Annotated in this window: 19 protein-coding genes and 1 riboswitch; of the genes, 13 read left to right on the plus strand and 6 right to left on the minus strand. The window is 69.3% G+C overall.

Annotated elements, in window-relative coordinates; genetic code table 11:
- Window positions 1–81 precede the first annotated feature (81 nt).
- The 3 genes from HEB94_RS48360 to HEB94_RS48370 form a co-directional block, all read right to left on the minus strand.
- Window positions 82–2,403 (minus strand): LamG domain-containing protein, encoded by a 2,322-nt coding sequence (locus HEB94_RS48360; protein WP_192756067.1) that lies wholly within the window; start codon window positions 2,401–2,403, stop codon window positions 82–84.
- 6 nt (window positions 2,404–2,409) lie between these two features.
- Entirely contained in the window at window positions 2,410–2,790 is a 381-nt protein-coding gene (locus tag HEB94_RS48365; RefSeq protein WP_192756068.1) for a N,N-dimethylformamidase alpha subunit family protein, read from the minus strand.
- Between the two features lie 257 nt (window positions 2,791–3,047).
- Window positions 3,048–3,614: a nucleoside deaminase gene (locus HEB94_RS48370; RefSeq protein ID WP_192756069.1), complete on the minus strand. Its 567-nt coding sequence runs from the start codon at window positions 3,612–3,614 to the stop codon at window positions 3,048–3,050.
- Window positions 3,615–3,788: 174 nt separating this feature from the next.
- Window positions 3,789–3,906: riboswitch (SAM riboswitch) on the plus strand.
- A 43-nt stretch (window positions 3,907–3,949) separates the two neighbouring features.
- Between HEB94_RS48370 and HEB94_RS48375 the strand changes: the two genes are divergently transcribed.
- From HEB94_RS48375 to HEB94_RS48400, 6 genes are read left to right on the plus strand one after another with little or no spacing between them, the layout of a single operon-like run.
- Window positions 3,950–5,122, plus strand: a complete 1,173-nt coding sequence (locus HEB94_RS48375) for an extracellular solute-binding protein (RefSeq protein WP_202896954.1) — start codon at window positions 3,950–3,952, stop codon at window positions 5,120–5,122.
- A complete protein-coding gene (locus HEB94_RS48380; protein ID WP_202896955.1) occupies window positions 5,089–6,123 on the plus strand; it encodes an ATP-binding cassette domain-containing protein in 1,035 nt (344 codons plus the stop codon). The genes HEB94_RS48375 and HEB94_RS48380 overlap by 34 nt, the downstream gene beginning before the upstream one ends.
- Window positions 6,120–7,079, plus strand: coding sequence for an ABC transporter permease (locus HEB94_RS48385; RefSeq protein ID WP_192756070.1), 960 nt, complete (start codon window positions 6,120–6,122; stop codon window positions 7,077–7,079). Before HEB94_RS48380 ends, HEB94_RS48385 begins: the two co-directional genes overlap by 4 nt.
- On the plus strand, window positions 7,072–7,860 hold the full coding sequence (locus HEB94_RS48390) for an ABC transporter permease (protein WP_192756071.1): 789 nt from the start codon (window positions 7,072–7,074) through the stop codon (window positions 7,858–7,860). The genes HEB94_RS48385 and HEB94_RS48390 overlap by 8 nt, the downstream gene beginning before the upstream one ends.
- Window positions 7,857–9,959, plus strand: coding sequence for a hydantoinase/oxoprolinase family protein (locus tag HEB94_RS48395; protein ID WP_202896956.1), 2,103 nt, complete (start codon window positions 7,857–7,859; stop codon window positions 9,957–9,959). Before HEB94_RS48390 ends, HEB94_RS48395 begins: the two co-directional genes overlap by 4 nt.
- Before the next feature lie 2 nt (window positions 9,960–9,961).
- A complete protein-coding gene (locus HEB94_RS48400) occupies window positions 9,962–11,977 on the plus strand; it encodes a hydantoinase B/oxoprolinase family protein (RefSeq protein WP_192756072.1) in 2,016 nt (671 codons plus the stop codon).
- A gap of 12 nt (window positions 11,978–11,989) precedes the next feature.
- Here HEB94_RS48400 and HEB94_RS48405 read toward each other — a convergent pair whose 3' ends face one another.
- The gene (locus tag HEB94_RS48405; RefSeq protein ID WP_192756073.1) at window positions 11,990–12,592 is read right to left on the minus strand and encodes a cysteine hydrolase family protein; all 603 of its coding nucleotides are present in this window, start codon (window positions 12,590–12,592) and stop codon (window positions 11,990–11,992) included.
- 75 nt (window positions 12,593–12,667) lie between these two features.
- Window positions 12,668–13,657: an MASE1 domain-containing protein gene (locus HEB94_RS48410; RefSeq protein WP_202896957.1), complete on the minus strand. Its 990-nt coding sequence runs from the start codon at window positions 13,655–13,657 to the stop codon at window positions 12,668–12,670.
- A 193-nt stretch (window positions 13,658–13,850) separates the two neighbouring features.
- Here HEB94_RS48410 and HEB94_RS48415 point away from each other — a divergent pair, with 193 nt between their 5' ends.
- From HEB94_RS48415 to HEB94_RS48435, 5 genes are all read left to right on the plus strand, one after another.
- Window positions 13,851–14,213 (plus strand): nuclear transport factor 2 family protein, encoded by a 363-nt coding sequence (locus tag HEB94_RS48415; RefSeq protein WP_192756075.1) that lies wholly within the window; start codon window positions 13,851–13,853, stop codon window positions 14,211–14,213.
- Between the two features lie 110 nt (window positions 14,214–14,323).
- On the plus strand, window positions 14,324–15,355 hold the full coding sequence (locus tag HEB94_RS48420) for a Gfo/Idh/MocA family protein (RefSeq protein ID WP_192756076.1): 1,032 nt from the start codon (window positions 14,324–14,326) through the stop codon (window positions 15,353–15,355).
- A 306-nt stretch (window positions 15,356–15,661) separates the two neighbouring features.
- A complete protein-coding gene (locus tag HEB94_RS48425) occupies window positions 15,662–16,078 on the plus strand; it encodes a PPOX class F420-dependent oxidoreductase (RefSeq protein WP_192756077.1) in 417 nt (138 codons plus the stop codon).
- Between the two features lie 201 nt (window positions 16,079–16,279).
- Window positions 16,280–17,245, plus strand: coding sequence for an aldo/keto reductase (locus HEB94_RS48430; RefSeq protein ID WP_192756078.1), 966 nt, complete (start codon window positions 16,280–16,282; stop codon window positions 17,243–17,245).
- Between the two features lie 204 nt (window positions 17,246–17,449).
- A complete protein-coding gene (locus HEB94_RS48435; RefSeq protein WP_192756079.1) occupies window positions 17,450–18,559 on the plus strand; it encodes a pyridoxal phosphate-dependent aminotransferase in 1,110 nt (369 codons plus the stop codon).
- A gap of 44 nt (window positions 18,560–18,603) precedes the next feature.
- On the opposite strand, the gene HEB94_RS48440 is transcribed toward HEB94_RS48435, so the two are convergent.
- Complete coding sequence (locus HEB94_RS48440) at window positions 18,604–19,164, minus strand: helix-turn-helix domain-containing protein (RefSeq protein ID WP_192756080.1); 561 nt, start codon at window positions 19,162–19,164, stop codon at window positions 18,604–18,606.
- 65 nt (window positions 19,165–19,229) lie between these two features.
- Here HEB94_RS48440 and HEB94_RS48445 point away from each other — a divergent pair, with 65 nt between their 5' ends.
- Window positions 19,230–20,168 (plus strand): alpha/beta fold hydrolase, encoded by a 939-nt coding sequence (locus HEB94_RS48445; RefSeq protein WP_202896958.1) that lies wholly within the window; start codon window positions 19,230–19,232, stop codon window positions 20,166–20,168.
- Window positions 20,169–20,207: 39 nt separating this feature from the next.
- A complete protein-coding gene (locus HEB94_RS48450; RefSeq protein ID WP_192756081.1) occupies window positions 20,208–20,999 on the plus strand; it encodes a phytanoyl-CoA dioxygenase family protein in 792 nt (263 codons plus the stop codon).
- Window positions 21,000–21,056: the final 57 nt, after the last annotated feature.

The raw sequence follows: 21,056 nt of genomic DNA on the forward strand, positions 1-21,056 counted from the left end.
CGGCCGGTTCGGTCGGCAGCCAGGGTGCCGTCAGATTCGGCTTGACACCCGGCGTACGGGCGGGGTTCCACGCGCCGGCGATCACATGGTGAGGGGCGCGGGTCCCTCGGAGAGGAAGCGGTTCAGGACGTTGGCGGTCAGGCGGGAAACGTTGTTGTCGTAGTTGTTGTAGGACAGCGAGCCGCAGTAGGCGATGGAGCTGGCGGACCAGACTCCTCCACCTTCGGGGGTGGGGAAGTAGACGATGTCGGCGCGGACCTTCGGGTTCTGACTACCGTTGGTGCCCGGTACGGGGAAGTACTGCTCCTCCAGTACCTCGAGAACGACGTCGGTGTGGTCCTGGGAGGTCGCCGCGATGATGGTCTCCGGAGGTGTGCCAAGACTCGCGTCGTAGATGTCGAGCTCCAGACCGGCGGCGCCGTCTCCGACGAGCCCGAAGTCACCGATCCGCTCGTTGGGTTCGATGCCCTCCAGCATCCAGGAGGCCAGACCGGTACGGCCGTCCGGAGTTCGAAGGTAGTAGGAGGAGACGTCGAAGCCTTCGGAGGCCCACCCCACACCGACGAGGCGTTGCGGGGCACGGCCCCGGAATCGCCAGATGGTGCCGTACTCCCCGGTGAATGACAGGTGGTACTCCCCGGCCCTGGCCCGCCAGGCCTGGGAACCGTGCCCCTTGCGAACCTCGATGACGTTCTGGTTCTCCGGGTCGAAGTTGATGACCCAGTAGAAGCCGTTCGCCCCCATGTACATGAGGCGGCCGCCGGTGTCGAGATAGCTGTGGAGCGCGTCGAGCATCTGCTCGGAGCTGTACTCCGGGTGGGATCCGGTGATGACGACACGGTAGGGGTCGAGTACCTCCCTGCCCTCGTGGTGCAGGTCCTGGTCGGTCACGACGTCGAAGTCGTATCCCTTCTCGATGAGCCAGTCGATCAGGTAGAGGTCGGCGTTGAACTGCCACAGTGACGGGGACAGCCAGTGCCGGAAGCCTGGCCGCATGTTCAGAATGGGGCGCAGCCGGGTGGAGTAGGCCACGCCGGAGCCGTCGCTGTGGATGTCATAGGTGGACAGCCCGAGCTCGCGGTGAGCGCTCAGGACGATGTTCTGCTGTTGCAGGACGGGTACTCGGGCGATGAAAAGCTGCGCGATCGGGGTCCACAAGGTGACGTGGTCGTTCGCGTAGGCAATGTAACTGGCCGTCGGGGCCAGGAAGCAGATCTTGTTCTCCCGCCCGGGCCGCGGCCGCACGTAGAAGGGCACGTAGTCGGTGTCGAGTTCGGGGTCCTCGCCGGGATTCTGGCCCGTCGCGCCGGTGTCGTCGTCGGCACGCAGCCGAGCGGCGTACAGGCCGGAGGGCAGCTCGTCGGGGACGCGCAACGTGAAGCTGACCCGCCACCTCACGTCGTCGAGGTCGTCGTCGTGGAAGTGGATGGCGCCGTACTGCTCGGGGGCGTGGACGAAGTTCTGCTCGCGCCCCTGCCAGTTGTAGCCGGTGGCCGCCCGGGTGGGCACGTTCAGGGCGTGGCCGTCCAGCCGGTGCGGTGAGACGTCGCTGATGTGGCGGGTCTGCCGGATTCCGTCGCTGGTGATCTCCTCCTGGAAGTTCCACGCGGCCACCAGGGTGCGCCCGCCGGGGGCCTCGACCTGGGTGGCGGTCTGCTCTGGTGTCAACGCGCCGCGGTGCAGGCGTGGGCGGTCCAGTTTGCCGTTGTAGTGACCGCCGACGACGACGCCGATGGGTTCGTCGGTCAGTGCCTCCACGTAGCCGGCCATCACCAACGGCACTCCGTTGTCCGACGCCGGGATGACCCGAACGGGCTCGGTGACTACCGCGGTGGTGGACGCGAGCGAGGAGGCGATCGTGAACCGGCCGTTGGTCGGGGTCACGTACGGCTCCTGCCGCAGGTGGAGCGCGCCCGCGGTGTCAACCGAGGCGGACACGAAGTACCAGGTACCTTCGAGCAGGGGCTTGCCGGCGGTGACCTTCTGTACGGCGCCCGACCCGTCGCCAAGCCAGAGTTGCACCGCGCCGTCCGCACCGATGAACAGCCCGTACCCGGCCTGCCGTCCCTCCCGCCACTTGGTGACCAGCCCCTGGACGCCCTTGCGTGGCGTCGTCGGCGCGATGTAGGCCTGCAGCGTGAACGACGTCGCGACCCGCAGCAGCGGGTGGTCCTCGACGAGTACGTGGGAACCCGCGTAGGTGCGCTGGACCTGGCCGGGGAAGTCCGAGTCGATCCCGGTGCGCACCGGCGTGACCTTGAAGCCGGGCCCTTCCGGGTTGGTGTCGCCGTGCACCAACCGGACGATGTCGGCGTGGTAGCTCTCGGCGTCGCAACTGACGAAGAAGTCCACGTCGGAGCCGGGGCGAACACTCAGTTGCCTGCTGTAGCCGATCACCTTCATCGCGCATCACCCCGTGTGGTCGGTGAGCAGCCCGGCGTCGCGGAGGCGCCTGACGAACACCGCGTGCTCAGCCTCGTACCGATCATGGAACGTCTCGTCGAGCAACCGCGGTGGCGCGTCATCGGTGATCACCCCGATCCGCCACTCCTCATGCGGTTTGGTGCAGACCAGGAGGTACTTTCCGGCCATCTCCCAGTGACGCCGGCGCAGGTAGACGAGGACGCGTTCGAGTGCGTCGCTGTGCCTGCCGATCGGGCGCCGGCGATGTTCCTCGATGATCTCCGGGCCCACCCGCGGCTTTATCTCGGTCTCGAGAATGTGGGCGTCGACCTGGAGATAGACGGCGTGTTCACGTGCGTTCTGCTGGTCGAGCGATGGAAGCGTCATCACACGACCTCCTCAAGCGTCGAAGAGAGGACGCGGATTCGGTTGTCTGAGGATGACTCAGATCACGCGGATGCGGGCGCGGAGGCAACGTGGCTTCGCGTCTTGCCGTCACTCTACCGACGGCATCGACATGACGCGTTGGTCGAGCACAGAGGGCCATCCAGTTCTGCGAGGTACCTCAGAACCGGCCGCGCCTGACACAGAAGGGCAAACATCCTGAATCCGTGGCGAAAGCTGAGCTTGCCCTTCCAGCGTTCTCAGTACGGGTGCTTGTCCGGCCGCTTCGCCCACACCTCGTAGGCCTGCGCGCCCAGTTCGGGACTGATCTGTTCGAGCCGGATGCTCCGCTGGTGCAACGGCTTCTTGAAGTCGTCGTACTGGAACGCATCGTCGAAGCCGATCGCTCTGGTCGTGGCCAGGTCGCTGCTGTAGTAGACCGTCCCGATGCGGGACCAGTAGATCGCACCCATGCACATCGGGCACGGGATTCCACTGGTGTAGAGCGAGCATCCCGTCAGCATCCGGGCGCGAAGGGGCTCAGGATCACTGGAGCCCTCCGGGCGTGGCAGGAGTTGGAGGGTCGACTCGTTCCGGTGCTTCGGCGCGATGCAGGGCTCCCAGGGGTTCAGGACCCGGACCGCCTGGCGGATGGCCTCGATCTCCCCGTGGGCGGTGGGATCGCCGGTGAGCAGGACGCGGTTCTGGCCGCGCGCCACGATCTCAGCGTCGCGGGCGACGACCGCGCCGAACGGGCCGCCCCAGCCGCGTTCGACGGACTCGATCGCGAGGCGGGCGGCCTCGGCCATGAGTTCCTCGTGTCTCATACCGAAAGCCTCCCTTGCTTCGCGGCAGGGCACACATCACGAGGGGTTGTCGACGCACTTCGTCAGGTGACAGAAGCACGACCGCATTCTACGGATCGTCACCGCATGAGCGGCATGGGTGACGCCGAGTATCGCGATGCCCGATCCGGGTCAGAAGCTTGCTAACGTTGCGGCGGTCATGAGTTCCAGCGTCAAGCCCCGGCTGGCTGGGCGGCAACCCCTCGTCCGCGTAGGGGTGCCCCGGGTGAGGACACGGCCGTTGCTCAAAGTGGCGCAGCGGCAAGCGCGGGCCTGGCGCAGTGCTCAGGTCCGAACTAGACCTGGGGACGGTTAACGTGCAGCACGACGAATCCTCACCGAACCGCGGCGCTCGAGCCGCGAGCGATCGGCCCGGACGCTTCGGGCGCAGAGCCCGCGTCCTCGCGGTCGCCGCCGCGATCCTCCTGCTCCTGGGCGCCTGCGGCGTCGACACCGCCAAGACCGGTGACTCCGGCGGCAGCGGCAAGGGTGGCGGGTCCGGCTCGGGTCAGGAGATCACCGTCACCGCGTTCGCGGGCGAGTGGGGCGACCTGTTCCGGTCCTCCTTCGTCCAGCCGTTCGAGCGGGAGACCGGGATCAAGGTCAACCTCGTCTTCGGCGCCAACGCCGAGTGGCTGACCAAGCTTCGCGCGGCCAACGGCAAGAACCCGCCCTTCGACGTCATCGCGTTCACCCCGGACGCCGTCCGTCAGGCGGTCCCGGCCAAGCTGCTCCAGCCCCTCGACACCGCCAAGCTCGAGCACTGGAAGCAGCTGGACCCGACGCTGACCGAGCACGCCGGCGTCGACGGCACGCCCTACGGTGTCCCGCTGACCACCGGGTCGACCGGCCTGATGTATCGGACCGACAAGATCAAGACGCCGCCGAAGGACTGGCGGGACATCTTCGACAAGCAGTACTGCGGTCATGTCGCGTTGCCGCCGCTGACGTACAACCCGGGTCTGGAGTTCTTCTCAGCGCTGGTGCGCAGCCAGGGCGGGACACTGTCCAACCCCAAGGACGTCGACAAGGGCTTCCAGACACTGGCCAAGCTCAAGGGCTGCGTGTCGTCCTACCCGGCCAACGCCGGCAACGTGCAGACCGTGATGGAGAACGGCGACGCGTGGATCGTGCCGTTCTGGGACGGACGCGCGTTCGCGATGGAGCAGGCGGGTAGCCCGATCGGCTTCACCTATCCCACCTCGGGTCCGGTCGGCGCGCTGACGTCGTACTACATCGCGAGCGGGAGCAAGCACACCGACGCCGCGTATGAGTTCCTCAACTACGTGAGCGCGGCGCAGTACCAGAAGAAGTTCGGCGAGGGCACGTGGTACGCCGCGGGCAACGACACGATCAAGTACAGCGCCACCTTCGAGGACCGGATCAAGCACGGCGAAGCGGTCTACAAGAAGTTCACCTGGGTCGACTACAACGCAGCGACCCCCAAGCTGGACGAGTGGCAGCAGCGTTGGAACCAGATCTTCAGCTGACCGGCCTCACCGCCGGTTACGACGGTCACCCGGTCCTCGACGTCCCGGAACTCTCGATCGCCAAGGGCGAGTTCCTGTCCATCCTCGGGCCGAGCGGTTGTGGCAAGACGACCTTGCTCAACTGCCTGGCCGGGTTCGTGCACCCCACCAGTGGGCGCATCGACCTCGGGGGACGAGACATCAGCGGAGTTCCGGCGTACAAGCGCGGACTGGGCATGGTGTTCCAGAACTACGCCCTGTTCCCGCACATGAGCGTCGCCGACAACGTCGCGTACGGCCTGAAGGTGCGCAAGGTCGGCAAGGCCGAGCGCGAGGAGCGGGTCGCCGAGGCGCTTCGCCTGGTGGGCCTGGAGGAGTACGCCCACCGGCGGCCCCGCCAGATGTCCGGCGGGCAGCAGCAGCGCGTGGCGGTCGCCCGGGCGCTCGCCATCCGACCGGCGGTGCTGCTGCTGGACGAGCCGCTGTCCAACCTGGACGCCAAGCTGCGCCGGGAGATGCGGGTCGAACTGCGTACCCTCCAGCAGCGCATCGGCACCACGACGGTCTTCGTCACCCACGACCAGGAGGAGGCCCTGTCGATGTCGGACCGCATCGCCGTGATGAACGGCGGGCGGATCGAGCAACTGGGCACCCCACACGAGATCTACCGGGCGCCGGCCACCAGGTTCGTGGCGGAGTTCATCGGCGCCGCGAACGTCCTGGACGCGCACACCGCACCGGGCCTGGTCCCCGACACCGCCGCCGTGGTCGCGGTACGCCCGGAGCGGGTGCGGATCGGGCCGACCGGGCAGGGCCGGCTCACCGGCACCGTCACCTACCGCGCGTTCGTCGGCGACGCCTGGCAGCTGCGGATCTCCATGAAGAGCGGCGAGACGCTCAGCGCGGAGGTGCCCGACGTCGCGACAAGCGCGGGTGACCCGCCTGAGGTTGGTGCCGCGGTCGGCGTCTGGTGGGACCCGGGCGATGTGATCCCGCTCTCCGACGGGCGGGATCCGCGTTGAGTTCAACCCCAACCGGTAACGCGCCGGCGGCGCCCTCGGGCCTCGCGTCGGGTCGCCCCTCCGGAGGCGGTCGGGCGACGGGTGAGGCCAGGCGCTGGCGGGGTGCGGCCTACGCCGTTCCGCTGGTGGTGTTCCTGGTCGCGTTGTTCCTCGTCCCGCTCGTCCAGATCGTGGTGCTGAGCTTCCGTCCGGTCGACTCGGTCACCGGTCAGGTGCGGTCCGGTTTCACCACGGAGCAGTACACCCGGGTCTTCACCGAGTCCTTCTTCTCCGGTGCGCTGGTGACGTCGATCCTCACGGCTGTGCTCGTGATGGTCCTGTGCGTGGTGCTGGCCTACCCGGTGGCCTACGTGCTCGCCCGCCGACGGCCCGGTGTGGTGCGCACCGTCTTGTTCGTCATCGTCATCTCCCCGCTGCTGACCAGCGTGGTGGTCCGGACGTACGGCTGGGTGGTGCTGTTCTCCGCGAACGGCCTGGTCAACCGGGTCCTGGTCGGTCTCGGCATCCTCGACCAGCCGGCGCACCTGCTCACCAGCTACACCGCGGTGGTCGTCTCGGTGACGCACGTGCTGCTGCCGTTCGCGATCATCCCGCTCACCACCGCCCTGGGCGGCATCGACGAGAACGTGCGCCGGGCCTCCCAGATCCTCGGGGCGGGCCCGCTGCGGACGTTCTTCCGGATCACTGTCCCGCTCAGCCTGCCGGGCATGGTCACCGGCGCCCTGGTCGTCTTCGCCCTCGCGATGGGGATCTACATCACGCCGCTGCTGGTCGGCGGCTCCAACCAGCCACTGGCCGGGATCCGGGCCTACAACCAGATCACGAGCGTCTTCAACTTCCCGGTGGCGGCGGCCCTGAGCCTGACGCTGCTGGTGATCACGGTGCTGTCGACCTCGCTCCTCGGGTTCGCGTTCCGGACCTGGCAGCGGCGGCTCTCGGGGACGGCACATGGCTGAGCGCGTCGTACGGGTCCTCGGCCGGCTCTTCGCGGCGGCCGTCTTCCTCTTCCTGGTCGCACCGCTGCTGGTGCTGGTGGTCAGCTCGTTCAACTCCGGAACCTCGGTCGCGTTCCCGCCGACCGGTCTGTCCCTGCGGTGGTACTCCTACGTGCTCGGCTCACCGGACTGGCTGGTGTCGTTCCAGCTCAGCGGGGTCCTGTTGCTGCTGGTGGTGCCGACGACCGTGGTGATCGGCACCCTCGCGGCGTACGGGCTGAGCCGGGGCCACTTCCCCGGGCGCGGCCTGCTGAGCGGGCTCGCGCTGGCACCGCTGATGGTGCCGGAGATCATCGTCGCGCTCGGGCTGCTCTACTACTTCCAGGGCATCGGGCTGATCAACACCATTCCGGGGCTGTGGCTCGCGCACTCTCTCGTGGCGCTGCCCTACGTCGTCCGCGCCGTCATGGTCAGCGCGTCCGGGCTCGACGCCACCCTCGAACGCGCCGCGGAGAGTCTCGGCGCGAGCCGGGCGCGGGTGTTCCTCACGGTCACGCTGCCGCTGCTGCGGCCGGGTGTGCTCGCCGGCGCGATCTTCGCCGCCGTCACCTCACTCGGCGAGGTCGCGCTCACCGCGCTGGTCGCCGGTGCGAACACCACGACGGTGCCGCTGCGCATCTTCTCGGCGGTGCAGTTCCAGCTCGACCCGTCGATCGCCGCCGTGTCGACACTCCTGATGGCCGCGAGTGTGCTGATCATGCTCGTCGTCGAACGGTTCTTCCACATCTCGGAGGTCCTGTGAGCAGTCCCGGAGGTACGGTGCGCCCGGGTGGCCGTCCCCGGGGCGGTGTGACCGCGCGGGTGGGCATCGACGTCGGCGGGACGTTCACCGACTTCGTGCTGACGAGCTCCACTCCCGGCGGGGAGGAGGCGGTGTTCCACCACAAGGAGCCGAGTACGCCGGAGGACCCGTCGATGGCCGTCGCGGTCGGTCTCGCCGCCGCCGTCGAGCGGGCCGGGCTGCTGCCGGAGCAGCTGACCAGCTTCACCCACGGCACCACGATCGGCCTCAACACGATCATCCAGCGCAGCGGTGCCCGGATCGCGCTCGTGGTCACCGACGGCTACCGGGACATCCTGGAGATCGGCCGCAGCCGGATGCCGTCGTCGTTCGACCTGCACGCGAGCAAGGAGGAGCCGCTCGTGCCGCGGGAGCGGATCGTGGAGATCGGGGCGCGGCTGCGTCCCGACGGGACCCCGCTGCTCGTACCCGACGACGCCGAACTCGCCCGGGTGGCCGCCGACCTGGCCCGCACCGGCGCCGAGGCCGCGGCCGTCGTTCTCCTGCACGGCTACACCAACCCGGCCCTGGAGGCGGAGGTGGCCGCCCGGATCCAGGAGCGGTTGCCGAAGCTGCCGGTGGTCTCCTCCGCGGCGATCTGGCCGGAGATCCGCGAGTACGAACGCACCCTCGTGACCTGCCTGAACGTCTACATCCAGCCGCTGATGCGGGCGTACTTCGGTCGGCTGGAGTCCCGGCTGCGCGACCTCGGCGTCGACGCGCCGATCTACATCACCGCCTCCAACGGCGGGTCGCTCGGGCTCGGTTCGGCGACGCAACGGCCGATCGACACGGTGCTGTCCGGGCCGGCGGCCGGGGTGATGGCGGCGGCCCGACTGGCGCGGGAGGCCGGGATCGAACGTGTGGTGACGTTCGACATGGGTGGTACGAGCAGCGACATCGCGATCTCGGTCGCCGGGGAACCGGAGTTCGCCACCCACACGACCGTCGGCGGGCTGCCGCTCATCCTGCCCGTCGTGGCCGTGAGCGCGATCGGCGCCGGCGGCGGGTCGGTGGTGTGGGTGGACGCGCACGGTGTGCTGAAGGTCGGCCCGACCAGTGCGGGCGCCGACCCGGGACCGGCGTCCTACGGACGTGGCGGAGTCCAGCCGACCGTCACCGACTGCTATCTGGCGACCGGGATCATCGACCCCGACACCTTCCTGGGCGGGCGGATGCGGCTCGACCTGGACGCTGCGAACGCCGCCCTCGGCAAGGTCGCCAGCGGGCTCGGCGCCGACAGTGCGCACGAGGCGGCCGACGCGGCTCTGCGGGTCGCGACCGCGGAGATGGCGACCGAACTGCAGAAGCTGCTGGCCAGCCGGGGTCTCGACCCGGCCGACTTCACCCTGGTCCCCTACGGCGGCGCCGGGCCGACCCACGCGGCGATGCTCGCCCAGGAGGTGGGGATCCGGCGGGTCGTCGTACCTCCTGACGCTGCGACGTTCTGCGCGCTCGGCGCGGTCGGCGCCGACCTGCGCCGCGACTTCGCCCGCAGCCTGCGGCGCTGGCTGGACGAGGAGAGCGCGACCGCCCTGCGGGACACCGTCGGGGAGCTGGCCGACCAGGCGCAGGACTGGCTTGACAGTGAGGGGCAGGCGGCCGGTGCGCCGGTGTTCCTGCGGTCGGCCGACATGCGCTACGCCGGGCAGGCCTACGAACTACGGGTCAAGCTGGACGCCGCGATGGACGAGCTCGACCAGGCCAGCATCGCCGAGGCGTTCCACCGCGAACACGAACGCCTCTACGGCTTCCGCGACACCAGCGCCCCGATCGAACTCGGCACCGCGCGACTGGCGATCATCGCGCCGGTCGGTGAGGTGTTCTCGACCCGGTTGCCCGACGGGACGGGCGCGGTCGAGCCGAGGGGACGACGCCAGGTCCTGCTGCACGCCACCTCGGTCAGCGTCGACGTCTATGACCGAGCGACCCTGCGCGCGGGCGACGCGTTCGACGGTCCGGCGATCGTCGAACAGGACGACACGACGGTCGTGGTGCCTCCCGGATGGGCGGTCACGGTCGACGGCCCGGGCAACCTGAACCTCGCAAGGAACGATTGACGATGCAGCTCGACCCTGTCACGCTGGAGATCCTCGGCAACAAGCTGGGTGCGCTCACCGAGGAGATGTGCCTGACGCTGCAGCGCACCAGCAGGTCGCTGTACGTCAAGGAGACCGCGGACTTCTGCTGCGCCCTGGCCGGGACCGACGGCAGGTTCGTCGCCTACCCGAAGGGCATCGGCGTCTCCGGGTTCGTCGGCCTGGACTGCCGTACGGCGATCGAGCGGGTCGGCCCCCTGCAGGAGGGCGACGTGATCATCACCAACGATCCGTACCACTCCGGCGGCCTGGCCACCCACCTCACCGACATCCAGCTCATCGAGCCGTACTTCCACGACGGCGAGATCATCGGCTACGGCTGGGCGTTCATCCACTGCTCCGACATCGGCGGCCGGGTACCCAGCAGCCTGTCCCCGCTGAACACCGAGATCTACCAGGAAGGGCTGCAGATCCCGCCGGTCAAGCTGCTGCGGGCCGGAGAGCTCAGCCAGGACGTCGAGGCGATCCTCTCCGCCAACACGCGGACGCCGGACGCCAACATGGGCGACATCCGCGCCATGCTCGCCGCCCTTCGCACCGGCCGGCAACGGCTCGCGGGTGTGGTCGACCAGCACGGCGTCAAGGACGTCCTGACGGCACAGACGGATCTCGTCGACTACACCGCCAGCAAGGCGCGGGCGGCGCTGGCGCGGCTGGGCGAGGGCACCTACCGGTTCGTGGACTACCTCGACGACGACGGCGTCTCCAGGCTGCCGGTACGGATCTCCATCACCGCCACCCTGCGCGAGGGCACCCTGCTGCTGGACTTCGAGGGCACCGACCCGCAGGTGGCGGCGGCGTTCAACATCGCGAGCTTCGGCAAGACCCACGCCTGGCTCACCACCCGGGTGCTCGCCCTGATCGGCACCCTCGACGACACCATCCCGCTCAACGCCGGCCTGCTGGAACCCATTGACGTGGCGGCACCGGCAGGGTCGGTGGTGAACGCGATCCGGCCGGCCGCAGTCGGTATCCGGCACGCCACCGCGTCCCGCGTCAACGACACGTTGTCGGGCGCGCTCGGGCTCGCCGCGCCGACGGTGGTGCCGGCCGCGAGCAGCGGTCTGGTCGTCCCGGTCGTCGTCGCCGAGCGTCGCTCGGGCGGGGAGAACGTCCAGGTCCTCGAACCCATGGTCGGCGGTACCGGCGCACGTCATGGAGCCGACGGCGTGGACGGTCGCGACAGCGGCATCTCCAACCTGGCCAACAACCCCGTGGAGACCGTGGAGACCGAGATCGGGGTGGAGATCCTCCGCTACGGGTTGCGCCGGGACTCCGGTGGAGCCGGCCAGTGGCGGGGCGGCTGCGGCCTCGAACTCACCTTCCGGATCCTCGGCCAGGACGCCCGGTTGCTCGCCCGCGGACTCGAGCGGATGTGCTTTCGCCCCTGGGGCATGCGTGCAGGTGGACCGGGCGCGCCCGCCGAGCTTCTCCTCAACCCCGGGACAGCGGAGGAACGGCGCCTGGACAAGATCGACGTCCTGCCGCTGCGGGCCGGTGACGTGGTGACGCTGCGGACCTCCGGCGCCGGCGGCTACGGCGATCCGTTCCTGCGTGACCCGGCCGCCGTCCTGCGCGACGTCTCCCGCGGTATCGTCTCGGTGGAGGCCGCGGCACGTGACTACGGCGTCGTGGTGGGTTCGGTGGACCACGACGCCGGCGAAGCTCTGGTGGTCGAGGAGGACGCGACCGCACGGACCCGCGACCAGCGCGGCGAGGGCGGCGAGGGCTCGGTCAGCGGCCGCGAGGTCGGGCCCGAGCGCGCCGCGTGGGACGCGGTGTTCGAGACCCCGCTGGTCGACCGGCTGGTTCACGTCCTGTTCGACCTGCCAAGCGAGCAACGCTCGACCCGTCGTAGCGCCGTCTACGCCGCGGTGCTGGCAGGCCTGCCGCCGGAGTTCCCGCGCGTGGCCGGCACACCCGACCAGGTACGCGCCGCGCAGAAACGGCTGCTCGCCGAGATCGACGCGCTCGCCTAGGACACGACCTGGTCAGCCCTCGAGGGCAGCCGCGCACTGAGCCCAGGTCATCGGTGGGCCCCAGAACCCGGCGAGGGTGTCGAGGAACTCGAGCTTGCGTCGCTGGTCGCCGTCGTAGGTGTCGACACCTTCCACCAGCACCGCGGCCGAGTAGCCGCGCAGTCCGATCTCGATCAGACTCGCCAGCACACACACCTCCAGCACAAGCCCCATGATCACCACCGGTCCGCTGCGGGCCGGCGGACCGATCGCTGCTTCCAGCCAGGTCCCGAACCCGGTCGGATCAGGCCGCGCCGGTCCGGGAACGGCGTCGGCTCGTCCGCCGCCGTCGCGTACCCAGGTCGGCGCGATGGACGCCTTCACCCACGGCGCGGCCGGCTTCAGGTCCGCTGGGATCGCTGACTCATACCCCCACTGACCGGGCACGCAGGTGGCATCGGCATCGTCGCCGCCCGGACTGCGGTAGTCGGAAACGATCTCGGCCACCGCGATGCCGCGCGCACGAACGAACGGCACCACCGTGCCCGTGACGAACCCGACGCAGGGCTGCCCGCGATAGTGAACCCCGCCAGGGGAAACGAAGTCGTGCTGGAAATCAACGCTGATCAGCCGCATCCGATCAGCCAACCAGGAGCCACCGACAGCGCAGGTTCTCCGAGGCGCCCGGTCGATCGTGGTCCTCTTCGCCTCCTACCTGCGAGCCTCGTCCTCACGAGACGGCGCACGCCAACTCTCCACGTGTCGTCCCGCACGGTCCCGCAGGCTCATCACATCCGAGAGATGGATGACAGCGCGTTCGACCTCCCGATAGGTGTGGTTTCGCTCGGCGATCACTGCCGCCAACAACAGTCCCGTCAGCGCGGCGGACGCGTTGAACGCCTGCAGTGTGACCAGCTCCGTGAACAGGCGGCCCTCGGCGAACGTCCCTGTTCGGCCCTCGGCGGCAAGCGTCACCACCACCGATGCGATCAGCACGCACGGTGCCGAGCCGGCGAGTTGGAAGCGCCACGCTGCCCAGAACAGGAACGGGAAGACCAGGAAAAGCACCTCGAACCTGGTGTGACTCCCAAGGCCGGCCACGAGGAGGGTGCCGGCCAGGAGAGCGGCGATCTCAGCGACTCGAGCGAGGCGGAAGGACCCCGGCCGGTGCGGTTTGTGCAGCAGCAGAAGGAGCGGTGTGACAACGAGGACGCCCGTCGCGTTGCCCATCCACCAGAGCAGCCACGGATTCTCGCTGGTGTGAGCCAGCGCGTCGCCGCTGAGGACAAGCACGCTGGTGCCCACGGTCGCGCTCACCGTCATCGCCGCGAACGCGCCAAGGAACACCAGCGCCAAGCCGTCCCTGAGTCGGTCGAGGTTGGGATGGAAATCCACCCGATGCAACAGATAACAGGCCAACATCGGTGCAAGCATGTCGCCGATCGCGATGGGCACCGCCTCGTATATCGCCATACCGTCGAAGACGAGCGCGATGAACGCACCTGCGGCGATACCGGGCGCAACCCGCCAACCGAGCAGCAGAAGGGCCGCCAGCGCGATACCGGTGGACGGCCAGAATGGCGTGAGATGCCCCCGGAGCAGCTGGTCGAGCAGCCCCAACTCCGCGCCGGCGAAGTAGGCGGCGGCAACGCCGACGTTCCACAACACCGCCACGGCAGAGCGCCGACGGACCGATGGCACGATGGCCACCGTACGCGAGGCGGCGTCCAGGGCCCACCCGGTTGGTCCTTCCCGGCTCTCCTCCCTCGAGTGTGATCTTCCACTGCGTCGTTGCTGACACGCGTCGTACGCGTAACACTGGCGCCGTGGCTCGGACCTCTCCCGTCGGTGACTTTTCGCGGCGGTCCGGAGGTGCTTGGTTCTGGGGAGGGACATGCCCAGTGAACTCACCAGGCAGGTGTTCGCTGCCGTCAATGCCGGTGACGTGACCGCTCTTGTCAGTCGGTTCCTGCCCCCCGATGGGCGCATCGTCTTCGGCAACGCCGAGCCGATGGTCGGCCCCGCCGCCATCAAGGCTGGGCTGAAGGATTTCTACGGCACGATCAAAGGTCTGCACCACACCGTTGTCAACGAGTGGGTCGTCGGGCCGGACACGATCCTCGAGCTGTCGGTGCGCTACGACCGGTTGGACGGGCGGAGCGTCACCATACCGGCGGTCACGTTGTTGCACCTCGATGACCAGGGAAGGATCCACGACTACCGGGTGCTGGTCGATCTGGCACCGGTTTACACCTGACCGCCCGCCTCGGAGGTGGATCAGGGGGCCACGAACCGGGCTGTGGAGGCAGGCCCGCCGCGACACGATGTGGCCATCCCGATCGGCGTGGGTCGTGGAAGGGTTGGGGTATGACGACTACCGGCAAACCACTGAAGTTCGCCGTCCTGGGACTCGACCACGCCCACGTCCTCGGCCTGATCCGCGGACTGACCGAAGCGGGCGCCGAGTTCGCGGGGCTGTGGAGCGAGACCGACACCAAGCTGAGCGCCGGCGTCGCGGAGCGGGCGCCCGAGGTGCCGCGGGTCGCCGACGCCAGGCAGCTACTGGAGGACCCGAGCATCGAGCTGGTCGTGACCGCGGCGGTTCCCGCCCGTCGGGCCGAGATCTCGGTCGAGGCGCTGCGCCACGGCAAGGACGTGGTGGCCGACAAGCCGGGCGCGCTCACCCTGGACCAGCTGGCCGAGGTGCGTGCGGCGGTGGCGGAGTCCGGCAAGTTCTGGTCGGTGGCGTTCTCGGAGCGGACCGGCTCCCGCGCAACGCTGCACGCGCGGAAGCTGATCGAGGAGGGCGCGATCGGCCGGGTCGTCCAGACGGTGGGCTTCGGCCCGCACCACCTCCGCCCGGAGACGCGGCCGGCGTGGACGTTCGATCCCGGGCTCGCGGGCGGCATCCTCGCCGACATCGCGTCCCACCAGGTCGACCAGTTCCTCTATCTCACCGGTTCGACGTCGGCGCAGGTGGTCTCCTCGACCGTCGGCAACTTCGCCCACCCGGACCGGCCGGGCTTCGAGGACTTCGGTGAGCTGGTGCTGCGCAGCGAGCAGGCGCAGGGCTACGCGCGCGTCGACTGGTACACGCCGAACGGTCTCGGCGTGTGGGGCGACGTACGCCTGACGATTCTTGGGACCGAGGGCTACATGGAGCTCCGCAAGAACGTCGACCTGCTCGGCCGCCCCGGCGGCGACCACCTCTTCCTCGTCAACGGCGAGGGCACCAACTACCTGCGAAGCGATGACGTGGAGCTGCCGTACTTCCCGGCGATCCTCGCCGACGTGGTCGAGCGTGGTGACACCGCGATTCCGCAGGAGCTGGTGTTCACCGCGACCGAGCTCGCCCTCACCGCGCAGCGTGACGCGAACCGGGTGGGCAACCTGCGCTGACCCGCGCCGGCTCTGAACCGGAAGGCTGTGCCCCCGTGGAGGGGGATCGACGACGTTGGCGATCCCCCTCCACCAGGAACGTTCCAGAGCCCCCGAAGTTACGGCCCGGGGCATAAATCGGCCAGGTATGACGGTGCGTGTTCGCCCGGTGCCCGCGCCGTCACGGCCGTCCGGCTCCGTCCGCACGGCTCCGCTTGACATCAACCGCACTTGAGGTTTCAGGGTGTTCTGGTCAGCGAGAGCCCGGGCCGCGGCTGCCGACAACTCGTCGTCGGCCCGTACACGTGCGGAGGTCGGAAGACCACGATGTCATTCACGCAGGCCGAGATCGCCTACCTGACCAGCCAGCGTCTGGGCCGGTTGGCCACCGCCCAACCGGACGGGACGCTTCAGGTCAGCCCGGTCGCCTTCCGCTACAACGCCGACCTCGCGACGATCGACGTCAGTGGCTACAACATGGCCGCCAGCAGGAAGTACCGCAACGTGGTCGGCGGTGCCCCGGTCGCCTTCGTCGTCGACGACGTACCGTCCACGGATCCGTGGCGGGTTCGCTGCCTGGAGATCAGGGGCCTGGGCGAGGCGGTCGAGTTCCCGGCCGAGTCCGCGACGGGAAGCCCCAGGGCCGCCATCCGGGTGCACCCGCGACGGATCATCAGCTTCGGCCTGGAGGCGGAGGACGTCGACCCGCACCTGCTGGTCCCGAACAAGCGCAACGTGGCGTGACGGAGAAGTCCCCGGCGGTGGCCACGAGGTCGGGCCGACGAAAGCGAACATCGGATGAACAACGCCCGACGAACAAGGACGATGGGCCGCATGTACGGGCCGGCTTTCCGCTGGCTCCGTAGCAATTGAGCACTCTGGGTGCTGAAAGCGAGCGATCCCCGTTGTTGGACGCGTGGCCGTGTCAGCCAGATGATGGAGGTCATGGAATTCACCCACCTCGGCCGAACCGGCCTCAAAGTCAGCCGCCTGTGTCTCGGCACCATGAACTTCGGACCGCTCACGTCCGAGGCGGACTCGCACGCGATCATGGACGCCGGCCATGACAAGGGCATCAACTTCTTCGACACCGCCAACGGCTACGGCGGTGAGGGCCACCGGGGCCGTACCGAGGAGATCGTCGGCCGCTGGTTCGCCCAGGGTGGGGGCCGCCGCGAGCGGACCGTCCTGGCCACCAAGGTCTACGGCGACATGGGCGACGACTGGCCGAACTCCGGCAAGCTGTCCGCGCTGAGCATCCGTCGCAACCTCGACGCCAGCCTCAAGCGTCTGCAGACCGACTACGTCGACCTCTACCAGTTCCACCACGTCGACCGGGACACGCCGTGGGACGAGATCTGGCAGGCCCTCGAGGTGGCCGTCGCCCAGGGCAAGGTGCTCTACGTCGGCAGCAGCAACTTCGCCGGCTGGCACATCTCGCAGGCGCAGGCCGCCGCCGAGAAGCGGAACTTCCTCGGCCTGGTCAGCGAGCAGTCGAAGTACAGCCTGCTCACCCGGGCCATCGAGCTCGAGGTGATCCCGGCCGCGGAGCACTACGGCCTCGGCATCATTCCGTGGTCGCCGCTCGCCGGTGGCCTGCTCGGTGGTGTGCTCCGCAAGGAGAACGAGGGCAAGCGTCGCCAGCAGGCGGACGCGATCGAGCGGCACCGCTCCCAGCTGGAGCAGTTCGAGAAGCTCGCCGCCGAGCTCGGGCACGAGCCGGGCGACATCGCGCTGGCCTGGATCCTCGCCCAGCGCGCCATCACCGCCCCGATCATCGGGCCACGCACCATGGAGCAGCTCGACGCCGCCGAGCGGGCGCTCAGCGTCAAGCTCGACGAGGAGGCGCTGGCCAAGCTCGACGCGATCTTCCCGGGTCACAAGACCGCGCCCGAGGACTACGCCTGGTAGACAGGCGCCCCCGGTCCTCGCGCCAGACAGCTGTTCTCGCGCCCGGTCCCCGCGCCAGCAGGTGAAGGGGCGTCCGACGTTCGCGTCGGGCGCCCCTTCACCTTGTCCGCCCCTCCCCGATCGCCCTCCGGTTGGCTCGATCGGCAATCCAATTCGGTGGAACTGGCTCTTCCACCGCGGTGTAGCCGCTCCCAGCATGGAGCCATGACCACGTTCGCGCCCAGTGCCATGACCGCCCTGACCGACAGCGCGGTGCGCTACGACCTCGCGGAAAGTACCTGCCCGGGGCTGACCCTCGAGGAGCTCGTCGACCCGCGCGAGCTCGCCGAAGTGGCGCTCGGTTACGGCACCTCGCGTGGCGACCTGCGGCTGCGCGACCTGGTCGCCGCGGGCGTCGGGGTGGACGCCGACCAGGTGTTGGTCACGGTCGGCGCGATCGAGGCGATGTTCCTCCTCGCCCAGACGACATGCCGTCCCGGTGACCGGGTTCTCCTCACCACGCCGTGCTTTCCGCCCGCGCGGACGGTCCCGGAAAGACTCGGTGCCCAGGTGGAGGTCGTGCCGCTGTCCTTCGACGACGGCTACCGGCTGCCGCTGGACAGGTTCACCGCCGCGCTCACGCCGAGGACCCGGCTGGTGTCGCTGGCCTCGCCGCAGAATCCCTCCGGCGTCCGGCTCACCGACACCGACCTGCGCGCCTTGCTCACCGCGGTGGACAGACGCGCACCCGAAGCGGTCGTGCTGATCGACGAGACCTACCGCGAGGCCACCTACGGCGACGATCCGACACCTCGGTCGGCGGCCACGACGGCGTCGCGGGTCGTCACCTGTTCCTCGCTGTCCAAGGCGCACGGCGCTCCCGGGCTGCGGGTCGGGTGGCTGACCACCACCGACGTCGACCTGTACGAAAGGCTGCGCGCCGCGAAGTTCAACACCACCATCGCCTGCCCCGCGCTCGAGGAGTTTCTCGCCGTAGGAGCACTCCGCCGCAGCGCCGAGATCCTCGCGCCACGCGCCAAGCGACTCGGGCAGGGGCTTGCCGAACTGTTGGACTGGGCACAGGACCAGCCCGTGGACATCGTCGCGCCGGACGGCGGAGCCATGTGCTGCCTCCGGCTGCCCGCCGACCGGTTCTCAGACGACGCGGTCGTGGCCTTCTACGCCCGCCTCAACGACCTCGACACCCGAGTGGCACCGGGCTCCTGGTTCGGCGAGCACGACCGGGTCTTCCGGCTCGGTTTCGGCCACCTCCCCGCCGAGGACTTCACCGCCGCGCTGGGCCAACTCGCCCGCGCTCTGTCCGACCATCGGTGAGGACGCGAAGGGCCGGTGCGTGAGCGGAACGCCGATCGTGGACCTCACGCGCGTTCCGGATCAGGTGGTGCACCGCTGGGCGGCTCGGTCGGAAACAGGATCGGGCTGAGCAGGTGCCGCGTCCGCCCGGGTTCGGGTTCGTTGCCGATGTGGCGCACGATCACCTCGCGAAGCTCGCTGATCAGCTGAGCTCGCTCGTCCTCGTCGAGCCAGATCGCGTGCTGGCGGTAGCCGACCAGATCGGCGGCCGGGTCGGCGTCGTCCCGGTCGAGGTAGGCGTTGAACTCGGCGAGCAGGATGGCCATGGCCAGCGCGAACACGCGACGGTGGTCGTCCGGCGTCGCGGACGCGGCCTTCCCGGCGTCGACCACGGCGCGTTCCGGGCGTAGGCGGTAGCGGCGTTCGACGGCGCCGCGCACCCGGTGTTCGCCGTCCACCTCGAGGATTCCGCCGTCGGCCAGCAGTCCGACGTGCCGGTAGACGGTGGCCTTGGAGACGTCCGGGAGGAGGGCGCACAGCTCGGTGGTCGTCAGTGCACGGCCGCCGGTCATGGCGTGCACGACGCGGAGCCGCACCGGGTGCAGGAGCAGGTCCACCGTGTCCATCGCCCTACGATCTCACATCTGATACGTTTCTCAAACTTGAGAACGTTCGGTCGAGGGAGACGCCCATGCCCACCCAGTCGTCCGCGGCCCGCCCACCGGCGGCCGTCATCCCCGAACCCCCGTTGGGTCGCTGGTACGACGTCGACGGACGGCGGCTGATGCTGTACCGCTCCGGCGCCGGAGGTCCGGCCGTGGTGTTCGTACCCGGGTCCGGCCTGGTCGGCCTGGACTACCTCAACGTCCACGACCGGGTCGCCGAGCTGACCACCAGCGTCCTCTACGACCGGGCCGGGACGGGGTGGAGCGAACCGGTCCAGCTCCCCCGCACCGCCGGGGAGGTCACCGACGAACTCCGGGACCTGCTGCGCGTCGCCGACGTGCCCGCCCCCTACGTCCTGGTCGGCCACTCCCTGGGCGGAGGCTACGCACGCCACTACGCCCAACGCTTCCCCGACGAGGTGGCCGGCCTGCTCCTGCTGGACCCCACGCACGAGGAGATGCTCAACCGCGCTCCCGAACAGGTGGTGGAGCTGCTGGCCCAGATGAAGAGCCAGGAGCTCCCCGAGGCGACACCGGAACAACTCCAGGCCGCCCGCGGCCCCATCGTCGATCTCCTGGCGACGTGGCCGGACTCGGTCCGGGACGCTCTCGTCGACCGCCACCTCGCGACCTACCGGGCCAGTTGGGAGGAGGACAAGAACCTCTACGGCGAGGTCGCCGACGAACTCCGGAACGCACCGGCGGTCCCCGACATACCGATGATCGTGGTCAGCGCCGTCGGTCACGACGAGACCCAGGCCCGGATATGGCCCGCCGAACTCCTGGCGGAGATCAACGAGCGCAAGCTCGCGTTGCACGCCGAACTGGCCGCGTCGGTTCCCCGCGGCGAGCACCGTGTCCTCGACGACGCCGGGCACGCCTGGATGCACGAGGAACGCCGGCACGCCGTACTGCAGGCGATCGGCGACCTCCTACGCCTGACAAGGAAACCGGTCCGGGAATAACCCTTTGCGACGTCCAGGCCACGTCACGAAACTGGGGAGATGCTCACCGCAGAACAACGCGCGGAGTTCGATCTAACCGGGATCGTCAAGCTCGAGGGCGCCTTCTCGGCCGCCGACGCGAGCGCCATGCGTGCGGTCGTGTGGAAGGAACTCGCCGTACGCCACGGCATCCACGAGGACGACCCGTCGACGTGGACGCCGCACTACGTCAGTGGCATGAAAACCACCAAACGGCACCCGGCGTTCCAGGCGATCCTCGGCCCGCCCCTGCGCGCGGCACTCGACGACCTGCTCGGGCCAGGGCGATGGCAGGAGCCCAAGCATCAGGGCCAGGTGCTGGTGACCCTGCCCAACGCCGACAGCTGGCGGGTGCCGCACCACATGTGGCACACCGACGTCGGCTACGACACGCCACCCGGGCAGCTCATCGGCGTGAAGCACTGGGCGTTCGTCGACGCCGTCGAGCCGGGTGGCGGCGGGACGGTCCAGCTGGCCGGCTCCCACCGCCTGCTGGAGCGCTACGTGTCCCAACTGCCGGCCGACAAGCGGGAGTACAAACACGTCCGGGACAGCTTCCTCAGGTCCCACCCGTGGCTGCGAGGACTCAGCAAGCCCGACGACGACCCGGACCGCAACCGTCGCCTGATGGACGTCGACACCGACATCGACGGCCTGCCCGCCCGCGTCGTCGAGCTCACCGGCCGGCCGGGCGACGTGTATCTCACCCACCTGTGGGTGATGCACGCCGCGGCTCCGAACGCGAGCGCCCGACCCCGCATGATGCGCAGCCGGCCCTTTTACCCCCTCGACGCCGGGCCCGCCCCGGAGTAGCCGCGCACGACGCCGGGCCACGGCGCTGCGGCACGGCGTGGACTACGCCGTTCCGGG

The sequence above is a fragment of the Actinopolymorpha pittospori genome, from assembly GCF_014873875.1.
Lineage (GTDB): Bacteria > Actinomycetota > Actinomycetes > Propionibacteriales > Actinopolymorphaceae > Actinopolymorpha > Actinopolymorpha pittospori.